We start from the raw sequence: 22,215 nt of genomic DNA, 5'->3' as shown, positions 1-22,215 counted from the left end.
GATCGAAAGAGGGAACCCGGTGACCAGCTCCGCAGGCACAGCCAAATTCGCCGCGGGCATGCAGGTCCGTGCACGGGACGAGGACTGGCTGGTCGTTGAGGTGTCCGAGACCTCTCACGACGGCACGCGCCTGGACGTCCGCGGCATCTCCCCACTCGTGCGCGACCAGCGAGCTGTCTTCTTCGCCCACGAATCCCTGGATCGGGTCACCCCTCTGCGGCCCGAGGACACGGACCTCGTCGTCGACGACTCCCCGGAGTGCCGCCGCTCCCGGCTCTTCATCGACGCATTGATCCGCAAGACCCCGCTTCCACTGTCCGAACAACGGCTCGCCACCGTCGGCACACACCTCCTCGACGACCTCGCCTACCAGCGCGAGCCCGCCAGAGCGGCCCTGCGCGGTCTGCGCCCGAGGTTGCTCATCGCCGACGCAGTCGGACTGGGCAAGACCCTGGAGATCGGGCTGCTGCTGTCGGAGCTCATCCGCCGGGGCAGGGGCGAGCGCATCCTCGTCGTCACGCCCAAGCACATCCTGGAGCAGTTCCAGCACGAGCTGTGGACGCGTTTCGCGATCCCCCTCGTACGTCTGGACTCGACCGGCATCGAGCGCATCCGCCAGAACATCCCAGCCGGCCGCAACCCCTTCTCGTACTACAAGCGCGCGATCATCTCCATCGACACCCTGCGCTCTGACCGCTGGCGCAGCCACCTCATGCAGGTCGCCTGGGACGCCGTCGTCATCGACGAGTCACACAAGCTGATCAACACCGGGACCAAGAACAACCGGCTCGCGGGGCTGCTCGCCCCGAGGACCGACGCCCTGATCCTGGCCAGCGCCACACCCCACAACGGTCAGCGCGAGTCGTTCGGTGAGCTGCTGAGCCTGCTCGACCCGACCGCCATCCCCGACACCAGCGACTACGACGAGACGCAGCTCGACCACCTGTACGTCCGCAGGCACAAGATGTCCCCCGACGTCTCGGCGGAGATCGGCCACAAGTGGGCCACCCGCAAGCCGCCCGTGGCCTTCGACTGCGTTGCGAACCCCGCCGAACAAAAGATCTTCGAAGAGCTATACGACGTCTGGATCAGGCCGGAAGCGGGCCAGTCGGCTCCGGTGAGCGGCAAGGGCGCCAGGCTGTTCCCATATACGCTCCTGAAAGCCTTCCTCTCCTCGCACAAGGCGTTGGCCGAGACGGTGAAGAACCGGATTGAGCGCATCGACGAGGACGCACAGAAACACCCGGAAAAGGGTGCGCAGCGCGCCGCAGAGCGATCGGCGCTGACGCGGCTGGGCCAGCTCGCCGGCGAGGCCACAGTGGAGGACGCGGCGAAGTTCCGCCGCCTGGTCGACGAGCTGAAGGGCATGGGGATCGGGCCGGGGTCCGACAAGCGCGTCGTCGTCTTCTCCGAGCGCCGCGCCACCTTGCAGATGCTCCATGAGGCCCTGCCCGGTGAGCTCGGCTTCGAGGTGAGCGACGAAAAGGGGCGCGGGGCTATCCGCCAGCTGCACGGCGGCCGGCCCGATGACGAGCAGCAGCGGACCGTGAAGGACTTCGGCCTGGCGGACAGCGAGCTGCGAGTCCTGCTCACGGGTGACATCGCCTCTGAGGGCGTCAACCTGCACCGCCAGTGCCACCAGATGATCCACTACGACTTGCCCTGGTCGCTGATCACCATCGAGCAGCGGAACGGCCGTATCGACCGGTACGGCCAGCAGACGTCCCCAGAGGTCCGAGCCTTGCTCCTGGTCCGGCAGGACGAGGACCCCGACGTGCCCTCCGCCGACCGACTGGTCTCGCGGCGGCTGCTGGAGCGCGAGGACGAGGTCCACCGCACGCTCGGTGAGGCCGCTTCCATCCTCGGGCTGCGCGACGAGGAGGCGGAAGAGACCGCGATCAAGTCGGGACTCGCGGACGGGAGGATGTTCGACGAGATCGTCCCCGCACAGCCGATCGACCCCTTCAACCTCTTCATGGCGCACCACACCGTCGACGGGTCGGGGGCCCATTACCGCGTACCGCAGCTGTTCGCCTCGACACGAGCCTTCGTCGAGGAGGCGCTCGACGAGGTCTATGGCAACCCCGAGGAGAAGATCGGGAAGGCGTGGGACAAGGACCATCCCGAGATGCTCTCCTTCGCCCCAGACCGCGAACTACAGCGACGCCTCCTCGTCCTTCCGCAGACCTACCTGGACGAGCGCGGAGTGCTCGACAAGCTCAGGGTCACCTTCGACCCCGGTTTCGCTCAGCAGCGCCTGGACCGCGCCCGCGAGCGCAGCGGCGAGAGGAGCAAGGGCGCGATCACGAAGCAGGAGCGGCGCGAGACGTCCGGCTGGCCCGACGTCAGCTACCTCACCGACCAGCACCCGGTGGTGGAGTGGCTCACCGACAAGGTCCTGGTCCGGCTCACCCGCAACGCCGCGCCAGTCATCACGGCCAACGTCCCCGGGCCGGTGTTCCTGATGCAGGGCATGTACTCCAACGCCAAGGGTCACCCGACAGTCCTCGCCTGGTCCTGCGTGACCGGACTGGAGTACGGCAGCCCCGTGTTCGATGACGATCTGGTTGGTGTCCTGGAGCGCGCCGGCGTGAAGCCGAAGATGCTGAACCGGCCCTTCGCCGGGGACATCGATGCCCTGCGTGCCCTGGTGCCACAGGCGGTCGAGGCCACACGGCAGCACCTGCTCACGCTACGTAGCAGCCAGGAAGAACCGCTGATCGAGCAACTGGCCGAGTACGAGAAGCGCCTGGCAGCCTGGCGCAAGGCGAGCCAGTCGACGTTCGAGCAGCTCACCCTCGGCATCCGACGCGAGCATGAGGAACAGCGGGTGGAGACCACCGCAATAGAGGTCGAGCAGCTGATCGAACAGCTCGCCACCCAGGGCGATTCGATGATCCGCGTGATCGGGGTCCTCGTCCCCGCCGCCGCAGCCAGTGACAAGAAGGGTGCGTGACCACCGTGGCATTTGAAGCGATCATCAACCGCGGTGAGTACATCTCCGCCCACTACCTCGCCGAGCTCTTCGCCAAGGACCTCGCTGACCTGCGCAAGCACTGGACTACAGCGGACCGGGCCGGAGCACCCACGTCCCGCTCCGGCGTGAGGAACCTGGGCCGCGACTACTTCAAGGCCAAGGTCCGCATCACCGAGAAGGACGACTTCGGCGGATCCGAGCTGCTCAAGCTCAACGACGCTCTGCTCGCCGCGCTCGCGTACATCCCTCGTGGAGACGAGCCGTCAGAGCACGAGGGCGACACCCACACCAGGTTCCGGCGCGGCGTCTTCGAGGTCATGCACAGCGACAAGCCCCGCGAAGTCTCCGTCGCTTTCGCGGTAAAGGGGCCTGGGGGTGTCGAGCTGATCGCTCTGGACGTCACCTGGAGCACAGACGCTGAACTCGTCGCCTCTGACATCGAAGACGGCGGCTCGCAGCTGCTCGCCCCCATCCCCCTGGACGGCAGAAACGAGATCACCAGCGCGGCGGACGCCGTCACCTTCCTCTTCGGCAGCGAGGATGCTTACGCGCCCAGGTTCGTACTCCTGCTCGCTGGCGGTGCCGCGCTGCTTGCTGACCGCACTGCGTGGCACGAGGGCCGATTCCTGGGCGTCAGCATCGACGCCGCGCTCGACCGTAACCTGGCCGCCGACGGCGGCGAGCTGGAAGCCGTCTCGGCCCTGTTCGGCGCGGAGTCCCTGCTGACAGAAGGCGGAGCCGCTGGATTCCTGGACAGCCTCGTCGACAAGGGTCGCAAACACGCCGTCGGCGTCTCTAAAGAGCTGCGGGAGGGCCTGCGACAGTCCGTCGAGCTGATCGCCCAGGAGATCCTGGACCGCATCCACGATCAGGATGGCGACCCCTCCGAGCTCGGGGACAGCACCGAACTCGCCAACCGCCTCACACGCGAATCACTGCGCTACCTGTACCGCATTTTGTTCCTGCTGTACGCGGAAGTCCGACCAGAACTGGGCATCCTGCCCAGCAAGGACGACGCCTACCAGGACGGTTACGGGCTCGGCCGACTCGGTGAACTCGTCTCGTACGACCTTCCGGACGAGGCTCAAGACGGCTTCCACTTCCACGAGTCGCTGGATCTGCTGTTCCGCCTCGTCGACCAGGGACACCGCGCCCTGGAAGAGCAGGAGCCGAGCGACACCGGATTGGACGCGGACGGCATCCGCTTCGAGTCCCTGCGCAGTGACCTGTTCCACGCGAATGCCACTCCGCTGATCGGATCGGTACGCATCGACGGCCAGCACGTGGACACCCGACTGCGCAACAAGGTGCTGTGGCGAGTGCTGAACCGCCTCATGCTCAGCCAAGGCACCGGCAAAGGCTTCATCTCCTACGCCCAGCTCGGCATCAACCAACTTGGCGCGGTGTACGAGGGTCTGATGTCGTACACCGGCTTCTTCGCTTCCGAGGACCTGTACGAGGTAGCCAAGCCGGACTCGGATGGGCTGGCCGGCACATGGGTCGTCCCCCAGCGCGAAGCCGACAACTACGACGACGAAGTCTTCGTCAAGCGCCCCGACGAGATCACAGGCGTGCCCAGGCGGGTCGAGCACAAGAAGGGCTCCTTTGTCTACCGCCTCTCCGGCCGCGAGCGGCAGCGCTCCGCCTCGTACTACACCCCCGAGGTGCTCACCCGTAGCACGGTCAAGCACGCGCTGGCCGAGCTGCTCGACCAGGATGGCGAGATCACGAAGGCTCGCGACATCCTGGATCTAGTGGTGTGCGAGCCGGCCCTCGGTTCGGGAGCGTTCCTCAATGAGGCCATCAATCAGCTCGCCGCCGAGTATCTGCGCCGCCGTATGAATGAGCTCTCGGTAGAGCGCGGCCAGGACATGCAGCTGCCGCCGGACCAGTACGAGGCAGAGCTGCAGAAGGTCAAGGCATACCTGGCCCTCCACAACTGCTACGGCGTGGACCTCAACCACACCGCAGTCGAGCTGGCCGAGGTGTCGCTATGGCTCAACGCGATGCACGAGGGCCTCAAGGCCCCCTGGTTCGGCCTCCACCTGCGCCGCGGTAACTCCCTCATTGGTGCGCGCCGCGCGGTGTACGCCGCCGAGACGCTGAAGAAGAAGGCGTGGCTGACCGCAGTACCAGTCGACCGCCCACTGAAGGATGGCATGGATGAAAGCGCCTTCAAGGACGGCCAGGAGATCCATCATTTCTTGCTCCCGGCAAAGGGATGGGGAGTAGTCGCCGACTCAGGCGAGGCAAAAGAGCTGGCCAAGGAAGACCGGAATCAGCTTGCCGAGTGGCGTAAGCGAGCCGCCTCCACCCCGAGCGTCGCCCAGGGTAAGCGGCTTCTGGCCCTGGCCACCAGGGTCGAGCGCCTCTGGGAGCTGGCCAGGCGGCGGCTCGTCATCTCTGAGAAGGAGATTCGCCGCGACATCGCCGTTTGGGAGGTGGAGCCGGACCGGCCACTGCCCCGATCTTCGGGAGCCGTCTCACGGGAGCGGATCGAGGCAGCCCTCAAAGAGCCTGGCGCCCCGCTGGGCCGGCTGAAGCTGGTCATGGACGCCTGGTGCGCTCTCTGGTTCTGGCCAGTGGGCCAGCGCGACACACCTGAGCCCCCGGACCTGGCCGAATGGCTGGACTTCTGCGAGGCCCTCCTAGGTGTGCCGCCGGCCAAAGCGAAGGCCGCCAAGGCAAAGGGGATCAAGAAGGCAAGCACCGCAGGACACGACGACCTCTTCGGCCTCTTCGGCGACACCGGTGACTTCGACCAACTCGCCGTGGACGACTCCAACGACCGGCTGATGAGCCAGTGCGCCGAGATGCCAGCAATCGCCCTGCGCTTCCCCTGGCTGAGCGAGATTGACGCGATCAGTCGTCGGGAAGGCTTCTTCCACTGGGAGCTGGAGTTCGCGCATGTCTTCAGCCACGGCGGCTTCGACCTTCAGGTGGGGAACCCGCCGTGGCTCAACTCCGAGTGGAAAGACGATCTCGCAGTAGCAGAGTACGACGCCTGGTTCGGCTTGGAGAAGCAGGCAACCGAGGACGTTAGGACAGATCGGCGGGCGACGGCACTGGCCGAACCCGGAGTATTGCGGGCCTACCTCGCCGACCTCTCTTCCTGGGTGGGGAGCGACGCGCACCTGGGCTCGGCAGTTGACCACCCGATGTTGAGTGGACTTCGGACCAACCTCTATCTGAACTTCATGGAGCGGACCTGGCGCAGCATGGGCCAAAAGGGCACAGTTGCGTTGATCCACGAGGAGAACCATTTCTCCGTCCCCCGGGGTGGTGCTTTCCGCGCTTCCACGTACGCCAGACTCAGGCGACACTTCCAATATGGCAACAACATTCTGCTATTCGAAGATGTCGACAATAACAAGCCCTTCGGGGTTAGTGTCTATGGCCCCCCTCGCGAAATCGACTTCCTCCAGGTCGCCCGCGCTGTGCATCCCTCCATCGTGGACGGCTCCTTTACCCACAGCGGTGAAGGGCCACTGCCGGGGATCCAGTTTCCCGAGGGGGGCTGGGACCTCCGTCCCCACAGGGATCGCATCGTGCACGTCGACCGAGGCGTGCTCGCCAGTTGGGCCGCTGTCATCGATGAACCGGACACCCCAGCCGAACAAGCCAGGGTGCTACGTCCGGTGACGGTGGAGGACAACCAAGCTCTTCAAGTCCTCGCCGCCTTTGGTGAACGACTACACGATCACCCCTATTGGTTCTCATTCGAGCTGAATGAGAAAACCTCCAGGGAGAAGGGAATTATCGAAAAGCGCAGCGCCGTGCCCGCCTCCTGGGACGAAGCTGTGCTTCAGGGCCCCCACTTCTCAGTCGCCACCCCCTTCGCCAAGCAGCCCAACCCGGGCTGCAAATCCAACAAGGACTACACCGACTGGGACTTGGAAGAACTCCCCGAAACCTTGGTGCCGCGTACCAATTACGCGCGGGCGTGCTCGAAGGTGGACTTCGCCGCGGCACGACGGTCCTGGGGCGACGTGCCTTCGGGAGACTTCTTCCGGGTGACATGGCGCAGAATGATCACGTCGAATACCGAGCGCTCGCTTCAGCCCGCTCTACTGCCTCCCGGGCCAACTCACGTAGATGCGGTTCACACCCTTGCCCTTCGCTCAAACAACCGCGGCACCGGCGTCGTCGCTGGACTCTGGGCTTCGCTCGTCTTTGACTACCTGGTCAAGGTCTCCGGCGCCTCCAAGGTCAATATCGAGCTAGCACGGAGCTTCCCCAGCCCGCTTTCCCATCCCCTTACCACTCCCCTTCTCCTACGGACCCTGCGTCTCAACTGTCTGACCCGCGATTACGCCCCTCTGTGGGAGGAGCTCTTCGAGTCGGCCTGGCAGAGAGACCGCTGGACCGACACCGCATCCGTTCGCCCCGCGTTGGATGAGGTGTCAAGGGCCTGGTCTGTGGCCACCCCGCTGCGCACCGAGTACGACCGCCGGATGGCCCTGGTGGAGATCGACGCCCTAGCGGCTGTGATGCTCGGGCTGAGCGCCGAACAGCTGTGTGCGATGTATCGCTCGCAGTTCGCCGTGCTGCGCAAGTATGAATGGGAAGCGTTCTATGCCTCCGACGGCCACAAGATCGGGGCAGCGACCCACAACGTAGGCGTCCGACAGACGCCAGAGGAGGCCGCGGTTGTCAAGGCGTGGGTCAAGGCCGCCCGCGCTGGCGATCCGGCCCCCGAGGTCCCAGACGGATGGGTGAAGCCCGACCGCGAGGCCGAGATGACCCGCGCCCACGCAGACTTCACCGCCCGGCTGCTCGCCGGTGAATATGGCGACTACGCCGCGTACGCCGCCGAGCACGGAGACCACGGAAATCTCCTCGGCGTTGCCGATGCCGATCAGGTCCGCTCCGATGTCCCGGCAGAAAGCAGGTAAGACGCCGTCATGCTGCCCTCTCTGGTCGCCGAGGACCTTCGCCGCGCCCTCGCCACCTACCTGACGACGAGCTTCGCTCTCGCCGATGACGATGTGCGCGATGAGCTCGACGCATTCCTGGAGCGGCCGGAGAGCCGGCTGTTCCGGGGGCCGTATCTGCGTGTGCGCACCCCCTTCCGGGAGGCAGGCCCAGGCTGGGAGGCCGCGCTCGACTGGTGCCCGAAGGGCTTCACGCCCTACACACACCAGGCCGCGGCCTGGCAGCGGCTGTCCTCGAAGGCTGGGCGTCAGCCGGAACCGACCATCGTCACCACCGGCACCGGGTCCGGTAAGACCGAGTCGTTCCTCGTGCCGATCCTGGACCACTGCGCTCGTGCCCGCGCCGCGGGGCAGCGAGGGGTCAAGGCCCTACTCCTGTACCCGATGAACGCCCTGGCCGATGACCAGGCCCGCCGTATCGATGACTTCCTCGGTACCGAGGCAGCCCTGAAGGACGTCACTGCCGGCATCTACATCGGCGGCGCTTCCGGACCGCGCTCGGCATCGGACGAAGACGAGAACGAGCCCGGCTCGTACGGCCGCGACACTGGTGCGACGTCCCTCGCTGGCGATCCCACTATCAAGCACCTGATCGCCGATCGGGACGCGATCCGTTCCGATCCGCCGGACATCCTGCTCACCAACTACAAGATGCTGGATCTCCTACTCCAGCGCGTTCCGGATGCTCCGCTCTGGAAATCAGGCTCCCTCGCCTTCGTCGTCCTCGATGAGTTCCACACCTACGACGGCGCCCAGGGCACCGACGTGGCGATGCTGTTGCGCCGCCTCGGCGCAGCCACCGGGGCAGCCCGCGAGGGACGCCCCCTCGGCGACATCACGCCCGTGGCGACGTCGGCGACGCTCGGCGGGGGAATGCCCAGCGGCTCCTCGTCCCTGGCCCTCGACGGACCTGAGAGGTCTGATCGAGAGCTGCTGCGTGAGTTCGCGGAAAAGGTCTTCGGGACACCGTTTCCCGACGCCGCGCTCATTGGCGAGGACCGACTGCTGCCCGGAGAAGTCGTAACCCACCCAGACTTCCTGCTCCCCTCGCCGGCCCCTGCCACTCTGGCGGCGCTGCCCGACCCCCTGGACGACGAGTCAGCGCTATTGGACCTGGCCCGGCTCATGCTCGGCCAACCCCTCAGTGATCCGGTTCAGATCGGCGCCAAGCTCAAGCAGCACATCCTGGTCAAGGCGATCCTCGACGTCGCCGGGAGCAGCCCAGTCACCATCCCAGATATCGCCCGCGAGTTTGCCCAGCGCGGTGGCGGACCGGCCTGGGATGAGGCAGCGCGCAGCGACCCTCGGCTCGTCGAGCTCGCCTTCGCGCGGATCCTCGCACTGATCTCGCACGCCCGCACCCCGCATCCGGTGACGGGAAAGCCTGGCCCTTTCCTGCGGGTTGAGGCCCAGCTTTGGGTACGTGAGGTTCGCCGCGTCATTCGTGCGGCGACCGCCGAGCCCCACTTCCGCTGGTACGACGATGACGGGCCGACCGGGGACTCCCGGCCGAACCCCGCCAACCTCGCCATCTACCAACCGGCAGAGGTCGACAGCGCCGGGGAGGGCGGAGAGCGGACCGATGCGTCGCGTCGCCCTGTGGGGCCGCCCTACCGGCGGCATCTTCCTGCCGTGTACTGCCGTCATTGCGGGCGGTCCGGCTGGGCTGCGTTGTCCACGGAACTTGAGTGGCAGCAGCTCAAGACGAACACCCTGGAGATCTATAAGGCTTCGGCGCAGAAGAAGCGGGCCGTGCGCTGGATGCTGCGGGCTCGCCCGGACGAGTACCCCGTACTGCACCTGCACGCCGAAAATGAGCGGCTGACGACCAACCCCACCGAGGACACCGTCGCGGTCATCACGCCCCATGGGCCGTTGCCCGCAGCCCCTGACGAGGAGTGCCCCTCGTGTGGTCTCGACGACGGCATGCGCTTCCTCGGTGCTGGCACCGCCACTCTCGCCTCGGTCACTACCACGCAGCTCTTCTCTGACCGGGGACTCGCTGGCGACGAGCGGAAGCTGCTCGTGTTCACCGACTCGGTGCAGGACGCCACCCACCGCGCCGCGTTCATCGCCAACCGCAGTTTCGGCTTCACCTTCCGCGGTCTGCTGACCAAGCACCTCACCGCGGGCCAGCCTGTCGCTGTACATGATCTCGCTGCTGACGCCGCCGAGGCCGTCGTTACGGCGGCAGGCGCGGGCAAACGCAGCGAACTCGCTTCCATCGTCCCGCCCGATCTGCGAGAGAACCCGGACATCCTCACGCTCCTCGACGAAACAGAGGACTTCAGCGATGCCGGCGCGGACATGCTGCAGAGCCGTATGGTCTTCCAGACCCTCATGGAGTTCGGTCTGCGCTCCCGCCTGGGCCGCACGCTGGAGCTGACCCGAACCGCTGCCGCGGAGGTCGACCTCAAGGATCTGCCCGCGCTCTGCGCCGAACTGCGGGAGCGGCACCAACGCCTGCCGGGGCAGATTTCGCTACCGCCAGACGACGAGGCGTATGCAGTATTCCTGCGCGGGTTGGCCGAGCGACTCCGCCTGCGCGGGGCGCTGTATCACCCCTGGCTGCAGGAGTACATCCGGCAGGCCGGCGCAAGGCGCTGGCCTGTCTGGGGCGGCCGTCCCACCGGCATGCCTGCCTTCCCCAGGGGCCTCGCTGCCCCCGCATTCCCCGTGTCGGGCAGCACCCGCACCACCGGCTTCGACTCACTGACCCGCGACAACACCTGGTTCGCGGACTGGGGTCACCGTTCGCTGGGCTGCGACCGGCGCGAGGCACGCGCGGTGGCTGAGCTCGCCATGAAGCTGCTCGCCCAGCGCGAAATCCTGGCCACTTACCACGCCGAGGGCGGCGCGCTCGTATACGCGCTGAAGCCCCGCAACGTCCTCATACACCGCATCGACGACACTGCCGCACCAGGCGGGGAAGACGCCGTGAACGCGTGCGGGGTGCGCTGCGACACCTGCACCTGGCGGCAGACCGTACCACCGAGCCGCCGCGAGGACTGGATGGGCACGGCGTGCCTGCGGTTCCACTGCTCAGGCCACTTCGTGGAGGACGACCGCGACTACACCGCCGACTACTACCGGCACCTGTACACCATCGACCGTCCAGGCGACGTACTGACCGCTGAGCACACCGGCGCGCTCAGCCGCGAGCGGCGTGAGCGTGTTGAAGCTGCCTTCAAGAACCGGGCCTCGGCCTTCGACCCGAACGTTCTCACCTGCACGCCCACCCTTGAACTCGGCATCGACATCGGCGACTTGTCCGCCGTACTTCTCGCCTCCATGCCGCCCGCACCTGCCAACTATGCGCAGCGGATCGGCCGGGCGGGCCGCAGCACCGGCAACTCGCTCACCGTCACCTTTGTACCGCGAGGCGCCCGAAGCCACTACTACCTGCACGCTCCGGAGCAGATGCTGGCAGGCCGGATCATCCCGCCAGACTGTTACCTGGACGCCTCGGAGATCCTGCGCCGCCAATACCTGGCCTTCCTCTTCGACCGCGCCGCGGACCGCAGCCTGTGGGAAGGCACGGCGATCCCCGAACGCCCCATGCCGCCGCGCATCGGCGAGCTCTTCGGACATGGCCTGGCCGAGGACGGCTGGTTCAGGCGCTTCCTCGACGTCGCGGGCACCCGCCATGCCCAGCTGTCCGACGCGTTCATCGCTCTGTTCCCCGCGATGACCCCGGCCGCGGCCCAGGGCGTCCAGCACTTCGCTGCCCAGGGCCTGGAGGAAGCCGTCGGGGCTGCGGCCAGCGCGTGGAACAAGCGAGTGGCTGCCCTGCGCTCGAGGATGCGGCAGATCGGCCGGACCTTCGACGCGCTGTCGACCGCTTCGGGTGATCCGGAACGCGACAAGCAGCGGCGCCAGCTCTTCGCGGAGCAGCGGACCGTACGCAAGCGCCGGGACGCCCTCGTCTCGGAGAACTCGATCAACGCCCTGGTGCGGCTGGGCCTGCTGCCCAACTACACCCTCCACGACGACGCGACCGTCCTGGACGCCACCTTGTGGTGGAAGGACAGCGACGGGGAGTTCGACGAGAGTTCGACCGACTACGGCCGGGGCTCCCGGCTCGCGCTGACCGAACTTGCCCCGGGCAACATCTTCCACAGTGACGGCTACAAGTTCATCGTCAGCACCGTGGACCTCGGCACCGGTGTCGGCGGCGGCGAGAACGCGTACGCCCTGTGGCGGTTCTGCCCCGAATGCGGATTCGTGGCGACCGAGGAGACCGGGCTCGACATCGCCGCCTGCCCGCGCTGCAAGGCACCGCAGATCGCCGACCCGGGGGCCGTGCACAAGGTGCTGGTGCCCGAGCGGGTCCTCGCCCGGGAGCGACGCGAAGACGCCCGGCTGACCGACGAGCGGGACGAACGCGAGCGCAAGCAGTTCGACGTGGTCACGCTCGTCGACATCGACAAGGACCAGCCGCAAGGACTGAGGGCGTGGCGCCGCTCTGGCAGCGGCCTGCCCTTCGGCGTCGAGTTTGCCCGCGTGGCGACGATCCGCACGATCAACCTCGGCCCCTCGGCTGCACCCGGATCGACCCACGCGATCCGCGGAGAAGACGTCCAGGTCTCCGGCTTCGAGACGTGCCTGGAATGCGGAGGTGTGCGCGGCACCCACCCGCAGGCATGGGACCCCTCGGCCCAGCGGATCGGCACCCGCCACGCGTACTGGTGCTCACACCGCGACGACGGCGTTGCCCACGAGCCGACTGAGAAACTGCTGCTCGCCCACGAGCTCACCACCCAGGCGCTGCGCATCCTGCTGCCCGTCTCCACGATCGACCTCGCCGACCGCCTCATCTCCTTCAAGGCGGCCCTGCTCCTGGGCATCACCAAGCATTTCGGCGGCGCTCCCGACCACATCCGTGTGGTCACCGACAGCATGCCCGGCGACAGCCAGGAACTGCGACGGCGGTTCCTCGTCCTGCACGACTCGATGCCCGGCGGCACCGGCTACCTGGAGCACCTGGCGGACGCCACGGTGCTGCACCGTGTCCTGACCCTCGCGCAGACAGCGCTGCGGGACTGCCCCTGCCAGAAGGAGGAGCAGCGTACCCCCTGCCACCGCTGCCTGCTTCCCTTCGTATCCAGCAGCGAACACCCGCACGTCTCGCTGCGCATCGCGAAGGAACTCCTGGACGAGATCCTCAAGGACTGGGCGGTCGAAGCCGTCGACACCCTCTCCGGCGTACGCATCGACCAGCTCGTCGACAGCGAACTGGAGGACCGGTTCGTCCGCACCCTGATCACCTGGGGACGCAGAGACGAAGAAGACGGGTCGGTCGCCGCCAAGGCCGGCCAGGGCGGAGTGGAGCACGAGCTCCGTTTCACACGCGGTGATGCAGCCACGCGCTGGCGCATGCGGGACCACGTACGGACGAAGACCTCCGTGCCCAGCGAACCCGACTTCCTCCTGGAGCGGACCGACGGCCCAGCGGAACGGGTCGCGGTCTTCCTCGACGGCTTTGCCTTCCACGCGAGCGAGAAGGTCAATCGCATCGCCGACGACGCCGCCAAGCGCGCGGCCCTCCGGGCAGACGGCGCGCTGGTATGGCAGTTGACCTGGGACGACGTCATGACGTGGGCAGCAGGTGTCGGCAGTGCGGCGGAAGGGCAGCAGGTTCGTGCCCATGCCCGGCCGCTTCACACAGATGCCGCACTCCAGCTCGCCCGCCAGATCCATCAAAGCCTGGTTGGCCAGGCCCGCCCCGACGACACCCTCGACCCGGTGCTGCGCAACCCGGTCGAAACCCTGCTGGAGTTCCTCGCCGACCCCGATCGGGCCAAGTGGGCTCGACGGGCAGCCGGCCTGCTGGGCGGCTTCGGAGCAGCGGCGCGCCCCCAGCCGGTGGACCGCGAAGAGACCGGACGGGTGCTTCACGACGTACTGCGCGGCGCGAACCTGTCGGCCTCGGCCTCGGCCACAGAGGCCGTCGCGTTCGACGCTCGCACCTCAGGCCAGACGCGGATCATCGGCCTGCTGGACCGTCGGCCTGAGCCGCGCAGCAAGCAACCGGACATGCGGGCATGGTCGGCGCTGGCCGTGCTCGACGACCGGCCGGAAGCCATCGCAGACAACGAGCACAAGGACCGCTGGACGGACTGGCTGCGCTGGTCGAACCTGCTGCAGTTCCTGCAGCCCGCCGGCCCCGACGAACTCCCCCGCTCCTTCCACCAGGTCGCGGTGTCCACCAGCGGCCAGGTCGATCCGCACACCGTGGCTCTGCTGACCAGTGCGCTGCCCACGGAGGCAGGGGCCCCGCAGCCACTGCCTCAGGCATGGACCGAAGCGATCGAATGGGCCTCGTCCCAGGTCGAGGACGTCCTGCTCGCTCTCGTCGAGGGAGCCCGCCACGGACGCATCGACGTGCCCGAAGTCGGCTTCGAGTACGGGGACCAGGCGATGCAGGCCGAACTCGCCTGGCCAGACAGGAAGGTCGCCGTCTTCATCGACCTGGACGAGGGGCGAGACGCCCTCTTCGCGCGCGACGGATGGTATGTCGCGAGCGCTGGCGCCGTGAATGTAACTGAGCTCATCAAGAAGTTGGAGGGGAACTGATGTCCGGCGCCAAGGTGATCATGGCGGACGTCTTCGGGAAGTCCTATGACGCGCTGGACGGCTCCGTCCAGCCGCAGGTGCTGCAGTTCATCATGAAGATGCAGCGCGACCCTGACTCCAACGGCCTCAACCTGAAGCCGCCGAAAGGCGCCAAGGACAAGAGGGTCCGCACCGCACGCGTCACCGACAACTACCGGGCCGTGCTCATGCACTATGCCGACCGCATCTACTACCTGGTCGCTGTGCTGCCGCACGACGACGCCTACGACTTCGCCGCGAACATCCTCTTTGACATCAACAAGGTCACCGGCGGCATCGAGCTGATCAATCTCGGCAGCCTCTACGGCACGCTCAGCGGACAGGCGAAGGCCGCCAGTGCCACGCCCGACACGCCGTCGCTGTTCGCCAGCGTCTCCGACGCTGACTTCGAACGACTGGGCGTCCACGCCTCCGTCGTTCCGGCGCTCCGCGAGATCCGCAGCGAGGACGCGGTCCTCGGCATCGTCGAAACCCTGCCCAAGCTGGCTCGCGACGTGATCCTGTGCCTCGCGGACGGCATGTCTGTCGAAGAGGTCTGGGAGCAGGTCAGTTCACTCGCGGCCACCGACGACGAGGTCGACACTCAGGACTACGAGGCCGCGATCGAACGCCCCGCCACCAAGGAAGCCTTCGTGGTCACCGGCGACTTCGCCGAGTTCGGGCGGATCCTCACCGAGCCCCTGTCCGCCTGGCGGATCTTCCTGCACCCGGCACAGCGGGCGCTGGCCGAGCGCAAGACCCCTTACAAGGGCTCCGTCCGCGTCACCGGAGGCCCTGGAACAGGCAAGACGGTCGTGGCCCTGCACCGCGTCAAGGCCCTAGCCGAACGCCTGCCCGCCGGCCAGGCCATCCTGCTCACCACCTTCACTACCAACCTCGCCAACCTGCTCAAGTCCATGCTCAAGGACCTCGGCGGCGCTCAACTGCTCGCCAAGGTCGACGTACGGAACATCGACAAGGTCGCCTACGGCACCGTGAAGGAGACCTTCGGCGCGGAAGCGCCCAGCAGGCTCAAGGACGGCGAGATCCTCAACCGGTGGATCGAACTCTCCCAGGAGCAGCAGACGCCCCGCTTCGACGGCCGCTTCCTCGACGCCGAGTGGAAGCAGGTGGTGCTGGCCCAGGACATCCGCAGCCGCGACGAGTACTTCGCCGCCAGCCGCGCCGGGCGCGGACGACGCCTCAACCGCCCCGAACGCGCCCAAGTCTGGTCCCTCGTCGAGGAATTCGAGCGCAGACTCGACCGTGAAAAGGCCGCTGGCGTCACCCAGCTCGCCGTTCAGGCAGCCCGGATCGCCTCCGGCTGGTCCGACGAAGAGCGGCCGTACCGGCACATCGTCGTGGACGAGGCACAGGATCTGCACGCCGCCCACTGGAAGCTGCTCCGCGCGCTGGTCCCCGACGGCGACGACGACCTGTTCATCGTCGGCGACGCGCACCAGCGGATCTACGACAACCGGACGTCCCTGAGTGCCCACGGCATCAAGATCCGTGGCCGGTCCAAGCGGCTGACCCTCAACTACCGAACCACCCGGCAAATCCTCGCCGCCTCCCTGAACCTTCTCGGCGACTCCAAGTTCGACGACCTCGACGGAAACCCGGAGCATCTGCGCGGATACCGCTCTGTCCTGGCGGGGGCCAGACCTGAAACCACCGGCTATCGCACCTCCTCCGAAGAGATGACAGCGCTGGCCAAGCGCGTAGAGAGCTGGCAGCAGGAGGGGATCAAGCCCCACGAGATCGCGGTCGTAGCCCGAACCCACGCGATCGCCGACAGCGCTGTTCAGGCACTGCGTGACGCCAAGCTGGCCGCGGTAAAGGTCGAGGACTACCGCGTCCCCGACCCCGACGAAGGCGTCCACGTCATGACGATGCACCGCATCAAGGGACTCGAGTACCGCGCTGTCGCCATCGTCGGGGCCGGCGCCCAGCACATGCCGCTACCCAGCGCTATCACCCCAGAGACCGAGGACCGCCTCCAGTACGCCGCAGATCTCCGCCGCGAGCAGTCTCTGCTCTTCGTCTCCGCTACACGCGCCCGCGAGCAGCTGTCGATCACCTGGTCGGGCCGCCCCAGCCAATTCCTCCGCGATCCTGCCGCATAGGAAGGAACACCTGACTACTGAGCAGTGACGACCTAGCGGCCACGGGACCTCTCGAGGCGACCTCCGGACCCCCTCAAGTACTGGCTACCGGTCGGGCGGGGGGCGTCTTCCTGCGCCATCCGTTCTTGGTGCACGCGACGCAGCCACATCAAGAATCGGTTCCGCGGTTCCTCGGCCAGCCGCCGCTGCACCCGGCACAGCCGATTCAGATTGCGGGGGAGGATGGGCCTTCCCCCGTGGAGATCGCCATTCAGCGAGGCTTGACCTCCTCGTAGTGCAGAAGTCGGCCGACACCGCCCCCGTTGGAACGCTCACCGGCGGCGGTGTCGGTTGAAGGAGATCCGGTACGGCTCTGCACTTGCAGTCTGGGGCGACCTCCGAGCGGGCCGGTGGAAGCACGGCTTGTCGGTTGGCGCGGCAGGAGCGGAACTCGTGGGAGGTACGTTCGGTCACGCCCCGGCCGCCAAATGTTTCATCCGACCGCCAAGGTTGCGTACGGCAGACTCCAGAGCGATCAGGTCCACTCACCCAGCGCTTCAAGGTGCTGCGCGAAGCTCGATCGCAGGCTCTCCAGAACGGCCTTCCCCTTATCCGCCGTGGCATGCGACGGAAAGCCGACGACCCCTGATTTCGTGTACTCGCTCATCCCCCGGACGAGCAGGAACAGGCGATCACCGCCATCGTGGTCTGCGTCGGCGAACCCGTCACGGACAAGGTCGGGAGCGGCATGCAGCAGGATCGAGGTCTCGATCTCGCCGGCGTGCATGTCTCCGTGCCGGTCTGACACCAGTCCGCCGCACTCCCGGGCGCGAGTCCAGTCAGGCCCCAGCGGGAACAGGGATGTCGTCGGGCCGTCGACATTCGCCTCCTGAACCAAGTTGGACAGGACGTAGTTCCCGCCGTGGCCGTTGATGATCACGAGCTTGTCGATTCCGGAGCGCGCGAGGGATGCCCGGATGTCGTCGATCATCGCGAACAGGGTCCTGGCGCTGATGCTGACCGTGCCCGGGAACGCCGCGTGCTCGTGGCTGCACGAGATCGTGATCGGTGGAAGCAGGTGCACCGGGTAGGCACTGGCAATCTCCTGACCGACGATGCAGGCGATCGCTGTGTCGGTGATCAGCGGGAGGTACTGGCCATGCTGCTCGAAGGAACCGATCGGCAGGACAGCGACACGCGGCTGCCGCTCCTCGACATCGGTACTCGTAGCAGTTGGCAACAGGTTCACAGCACTCCCCTTCGTCGGCCACGGTGTGGGCTCACGCCGACTACATCGGTCCTTCAGCAACGACTCCGCGGTAGCCCCCGGCCCTAGAATGAGGGATGCCTCGGCCGTACGGGACTCGCTTGGCCGCCTGTCCCGGACGGCCGAGCACTTTCGGCCGTCCAAGCCGGCGCCGAAATCACCGCGAAGGGAATCCAGCGCCCTCGATACGATGGCGGTGGCTGCAATCCCAATCCGTCACCGCGTGTTGGTGACGCTCCCTCGCGACCTGCCTGGTCCGCGTCGTTTGCGGCCTCCGACCTGGGTCCGCCGTGGCAGCGCCACCGGCGCCGTACGTACGAAATGGAGCATCCAAGGATGGCTCGACACCTGGTAACCAGCGCGCTTCCCTACATCAACGGGATCAAGCACCTGGGCAACATGGTCGGGTCGATGCTTCCGGCGGACGTGTACTCCCGGTACCTCCGCCAGCGCGGTCACGACGTCCTCTACATCTGCGCCACCGACGAGCACGGCACGCCGGCCGAGCTGGCCGCCAAGGAGGCCGGGCTGACGGTCGCCGAGTTCTGCGCGCAGGCGCACGACGCGCAGAAGGCCGTGTACGACGGGTTCGAGCTGGCCTTCGACCACTTCGGGCGCAGCTCCTCGCAGCAGAACGTCGAGATCACCCAGCACTTCGCGCGGAAGCTGAACGAGAACGGCTTCATCGAGGAGCGGGCGATCCGCCAGGTGTACTCGCCGGTCGACGGCCGCTTCCTGCCGGACCGGTACGTCGAGGGCACCTGCCCGCACTGCGGCTACGACAAGGCCCGCGGCGACCAGTGCGAGAACTGCACCCGCGTGCTCGACCCGACCGATCTGATCAACCCGCGCTCGGCGATCAGCGGTTCCGCGGACCTGGAGGTCCGCGAGACCAAGCACCTCTTCCTGCTGCAGTCCAAGCTCCAGCACGAGGTAGAGGAGTGGATCGCCGGCGTCAGCGACCAGTGGCCGCACCTGTCCACGTCCATCGCCCGCAAGTGGCTGACCGAGGGCCTGAACGACCGCGCCATCACCCGCGACCTCGACTGGGGTGTCCCGGTGCCGGCCGACACCTGGCCGGAGCTCGCGGCCGAAGGCAAGGTCTTCTACGTCTGGTTCGACGCCCCGATCGAGTACATCGGCGCGACGAAGGAGTGGGCGGACGCCGCCTCGGACGGTGAGATCCGGGACTGGAAGTCGTGGTGGTACGAGGCCGACGACACCGTCCGGTACACGCAGTTCATGGCCAAGGACAACGTCCCCTTCCACACGGTGATGTTCCCGGCCACCGAGCTCGGCGTGCGCGAGCCCTGGAAGAAGGTCGACGTCGTCAAGGGCTTCAACTGGCTGACGTTCTACGGCGGCAAGTTCTCCACCTCCCAGAAGCGCGGCGTCTTCACCGACGCGGCCCTGGAGATCCTGCCCGGCGACTACTGGCGCTACTTCCTGATCGCCAACGCCCCCGAGTCGGACGACTCCTCCTTCACCTGGGAGCACTTCACCGCCACGGTGAACAAGGACCTGGCGGACACCCTCGGCAACTTCGTCAACCGCGTGCTGTCCTTCTCCCGCAAGCGGTTCGGCGACGACGTCCCGGCCGGCCACGCCGCCGGCGAGGCGGAGACCAAGCTGGGCGAGGAGATCGCACGGCTGCTCGGCGAGTACGAGGAGCAGATGGAGGCCCTGCAGTTCCGCAAGGCCGCCGCCGCCCTGCGTGCACTGTGGTCCGCGGGCAACTCCTACCTGGAGGAGAAGGCTCCCTGGCTGGAGATCAAGACTGACGCCGACGGTGCCGCGCTGACGCTCCGTACCGCGATGAACCTGATCCACCTGTACGCGGTCGTCTCCGAGCCGTTCATCCCGACGTCGGCCGCCGCCATGCGCGGGGCCTTCGCCCTGGAGAACGACACCGCGACTTGGGTGACCGCCGACCAGGCCAAGTCCCTGGACACCGTCCTGGCCGGTACCGCGTTCACGGTGCCGCCGGTGCTCTTCGCGAAGATCACGGAGGAGGACCTGGAGTCCTACCGTGAGCGCTTCGGCGGCACTCCGGACGCCTGACAGGCAACCCCGCACCCGTACCGCCCCGACTCTCATAGGGCGGTACGGGTGTGAGCACTCCCGGACCGCTGCTGGTTTCGACACATGCGACACCAGCCAGGTCCCTCCCCCATCCTCCAGCAGGCCGAGCGAACGACATCAGCCATTGGCTGATCAGCGCCCTTACGGTTCGGTGCCGCCTCCTTGATCCTGCTGTGCTGGACCAAGGGGAGGGCCATGGCGACGGCACGGAAGCGACGGGTATCGGCTGCGCGTAAGCGTCGCCAGCAGCGACTCAAGATCAGCGCCATCACTGGAGGCGTGACCCTCCTCGTGCTGATGGCCTTCTGGAGGGAGATCTGGCCCTATCTCGTGGGCGCCCTCGTTCTCGGTGGCGTCGCCGGCGGTGGGTGGTGGCTGTGGCGCACCGATCGGTTCATCAAGAGCGGCGATCGGCAGTGGCGGCATGACGAGGCCGTGAAAGCCGGGCACCGGACGCTTGCCGAGGTCGACGCGATGACGGGGACGGAATTCGAGGACTTCGTCGTGGACCTGTGCCGGCGAGACGGGTGTGCCGACGTGCGAAGGGTCGGCGGCTCTCACGACAACGGGGCCGACGTGCTGGGGCTCCTTCCCGACGGGCGGAGCATGGTGATCCAGTGCAAGCGGTACACGCCCAAGAGCAAGATTCCCAGCCGAGAGGTCCGGGACCTGCTCGGCGCGAGGGTGCACTTCAAGGTCGACGTGGCGATCTTCGTGGCCACCACGTACTTCAGCGGGCCGGCTGAGAGGTTCGCCACGGAGAACGATATCCTCGCTGTCCATCGCGATCACCTCGGGGTGTGGAACAACGGGGCGTCGCTGCTGTCGCTCGGCGCGGTGAACGGGCTGGGACAAGGGGACCGGCAGCACCGGGAGCGGTGGAAGGAGACGTACGAGTAGAGAATGAGGACGGCCGGAAAACAACGGTGCGGAGGTGGGCGGGGTGGTCCAGAGAGGGTCTCCGGCGTCGGTACCCTGGAGCGCATGTCTACTGCTCCGGTTCGCGTTCGTTTCGCCCCGTCCCCGACCGGCATGTTCCATGTCGGTGGTGCACGGTCCGCTCTCTACAACTGGGCCGTGGCGCGACAGTCCGGCGGCACGTTCGTCCTGCGGATCGAGGACACCGACGCGGCGCGGAACAAGCCGGAGTGGATCGACGGGATCATCAACGCGCTCGCGGCGATCGGCATCCACAGCGAGGACACGGCCTTCGAGGGCCCGTACTTCCAGTCGCACAATGCCGACCGGCACCGGGAAGCGGCTCAGCAGCTCTTCGCGGCCAGCCGGGCGTACTACTGCGACTGCACCCGGGAGCAGCTGAAGGAACGCACCGGGTCGGACCACCTCGGGTACGACGGGTTCTGCCGGGAGCGGGGGCTGGCCTTCGAGGAGGGCCGGGCGCTGCGGTTCCGGACGCCGGACGAGGGCGAGACCGTCGTGGTCGACCTGATCCGCGGGGAGCCGGCGTTCCCGAACAGCGCCATCGAGGACTTCGTGATCGCCCGTGGTGACGGGTCCCCGGTCTTCCTGATCGCCAACGTCGTCGACGACCTGGACGAGGGCATCACGCAGGTCATCCGTGGCGAGGAGCACCTGTCGAACACGCCGAAGCAGCAGCTGCTGTGGGAGGCGCTCGGCGCGAAGCCGCCGGTGTGGGCGCACCTCCCGGTGATCGTGAACGAGAAGCGGCAGAAGCTGTCCAAGCGCCGTGACAAGGTCGCGCTGGAGGACTACCTGGCCGAAGGCTTCCTGCCCGAGGCGATGGTGAACTACCTCATGCTCCTGGGCTGGGGTCCTGGCGACGACCGGGAGATCATGCCGTACGAGGAGCTGGAGCAGCTCTTCCGGATCGAGGACGTCAACACCGCGCCGGCCTTCTTCGACGTGAAGAAGCTGACGGCGTTCAACGGCGACTACATCCGCGCGCTCTCGCCGGAGCAGTTCGCCAACGCCTGCGCGCCGTGGCTCGTCGCCCCGTACGCACCGTGGGCGCCGGAGGCGTTCGACAAGGACCTCTTCGAGGTGGCGGCCCCGCTGGCCCAGACCCGACTGGCCCTGCTGTCGGAGATCACCAGCTACGTGGACTTCCTGTTCCTCGACGAGCCGGTCGAGGACGAGGCGTCGTGGAACAAGGCGATGAAGGCCGGCGCCGGCGACATCCTGTCCGACGCCCGTGCCGAGCTGGCCACCGTCCCGGACTGGAAGGCGGACAACCTGAAGTGCGGGGGTTTAGGGGGGGGGGGGGGACACAGGCAC

The 22,215-nt window shown here is 67.1% G+C and carries 7 protein-coding genes and 1 pseudogene; 7 read left to right on the top strand and 1 reads right to left on the bottom strand.

Annotated elements, in window-relative coordinates; all coding sequences use genetic code 11:
- Positions 1–19 precede the first annotated feature (19 nt).
- The 4 genes from ACFW1I_RS01160 to ACFW1I_RS01145 are packed head-to-tail and all read left to right on the top strand — an operon-like array spanning position 20 to position 16,631.
- Positions 20–2,956 (top strand): DEAD/DEAH box helicase, encoded by a 2,937-nt coding sequence (locus tag ACFW1I_RS01160; RefSeq protein ID WP_384664910.1) that lies wholly within the window; start codon positions 20–22, stop codon positions 2,954–2,956.
- Positions 2,953–7,872 (top strand): Eco57I restriction-modification methylase domain-containing protein, encoded by a 4,920-nt coding sequence (locus ACFW1I_RS01155; RefSeq protein WP_384664908.1) that lies wholly within the window; start codon positions 2,953–2,955, stop codon positions 7,870–7,872. Before ACFW1I_RS01160 ends, ACFW1I_RS01155 begins: the two co-directional genes overlap by 4 nt.
- Positions 7,873–7,881: 9 nt before the next feature.
- Entirely contained in the window at positions 7,882–14,487 is a 6,606-nt protein-coding gene (locus ACFW1I_RS01150; RefSeq protein WP_384664906.1) for a DEAD/DEAH box helicase, read from the top strand.
- Positions 14,487–16,631: a UvrD-helicase domain-containing protein gene (locus tag ACFW1I_RS01145; protein ID WP_384664904.1), complete on the top strand. Its 2,145-nt coding sequence runs from the start codon at positions 14,487–14,489 to the stop codon at positions 16,629–16,631. The genes ACFW1I_RS01150 and ACFW1I_RS01145 overlap by 1 nt, the downstream gene beginning before the upstream one ends.
- Positions 16,632–17,145: 514 nt before the next feature.
- On the opposite strand, the gene ACFW1I_RS01140 is transcribed toward ACFW1I_RS01145, so the two are convergent.
- Positions 17,146–17,859, bottom strand: coding sequence for a creatininase family protein (locus ACFW1I_RS01140; protein WP_384664903.1), 714 nt, complete (start codon positions 17,857–17,859; stop codon positions 17,146–17,148).
- Between the two features lie 354 nt (positions 17,860–18,213).
- Here ACFW1I_RS01140 and metG point away from each other — a divergent pair, with 354 nt between their 5' ends.
- The 3 genes and pseudogenes from metG to gltX form a co-directional block, all read left to right on the top strand.
- The gene (gene metG, locus ACFW1I_RS01135; protein WP_384664901.1) at positions 18,214–19,938 is read left to right on the top strand and encodes a methionine--tRNA ligase; all 1,725 of its coding nucleotides are present in this window, start codon (positions 18,214–18,216) and stop codon (positions 19,936–19,938) included.
- A gap of 300 nt (positions 19,939–20,238) precedes the next feature.
- Entirely contained in the window at positions 20,239–20,859 is a 621-nt protein-coding gene (locus tag ACFW1I_RS01130) for a restriction endonuclease (RefSeq protein WP_384664899.1), read from the top strand.
- A 132-nt stretch (positions 20,860–20,991) separates the two neighbouring features.
- A pseudogene (gltX, locus tag ACFW1I_RS01125) lies at positions 20,992–22,215 on the top strand (glutamate--tRNA ligase); the annotation flags it as partial.

Source organism: Streptomyces sp. NPDC058955 (assembly GCF_042741435.1).
Classification (GTDB): Bacteria; Actinomycetota; Actinomycetes; order Streptomycetales; family Streptomycetaceae; genus Streptomyces.
Note: the sequence above shows the minus strand (reverse complement) of the source record. Positions and strands in the feature narration are given on the sequence as shown.

Excerpts from the sequence above, each read along its gene's own strand:
- ACFW1I_RS01145 (WP_384664904.1), top strand. The coding sequence starts at position 14,487 with ATGTCCGGCGCCAAGGTGATCATGGCGGACGTCTTCGGGAAGTCCTAT.
- ACFW1I_RS01150 (WP_384664906.1), top strand. The coding sequence starts at position 7,882 with ATGCTGCCCTCTCTGGTCGCCGAGGACCTTCGCCGCGCCCTCGCCACC.
- metG (WP_384664901.1), top strand. The coding sequence starts at position 18,214 with ATGGCTCGACACCTGGTAACCAGCGCGCTTCCCTACATCAACGGGATC.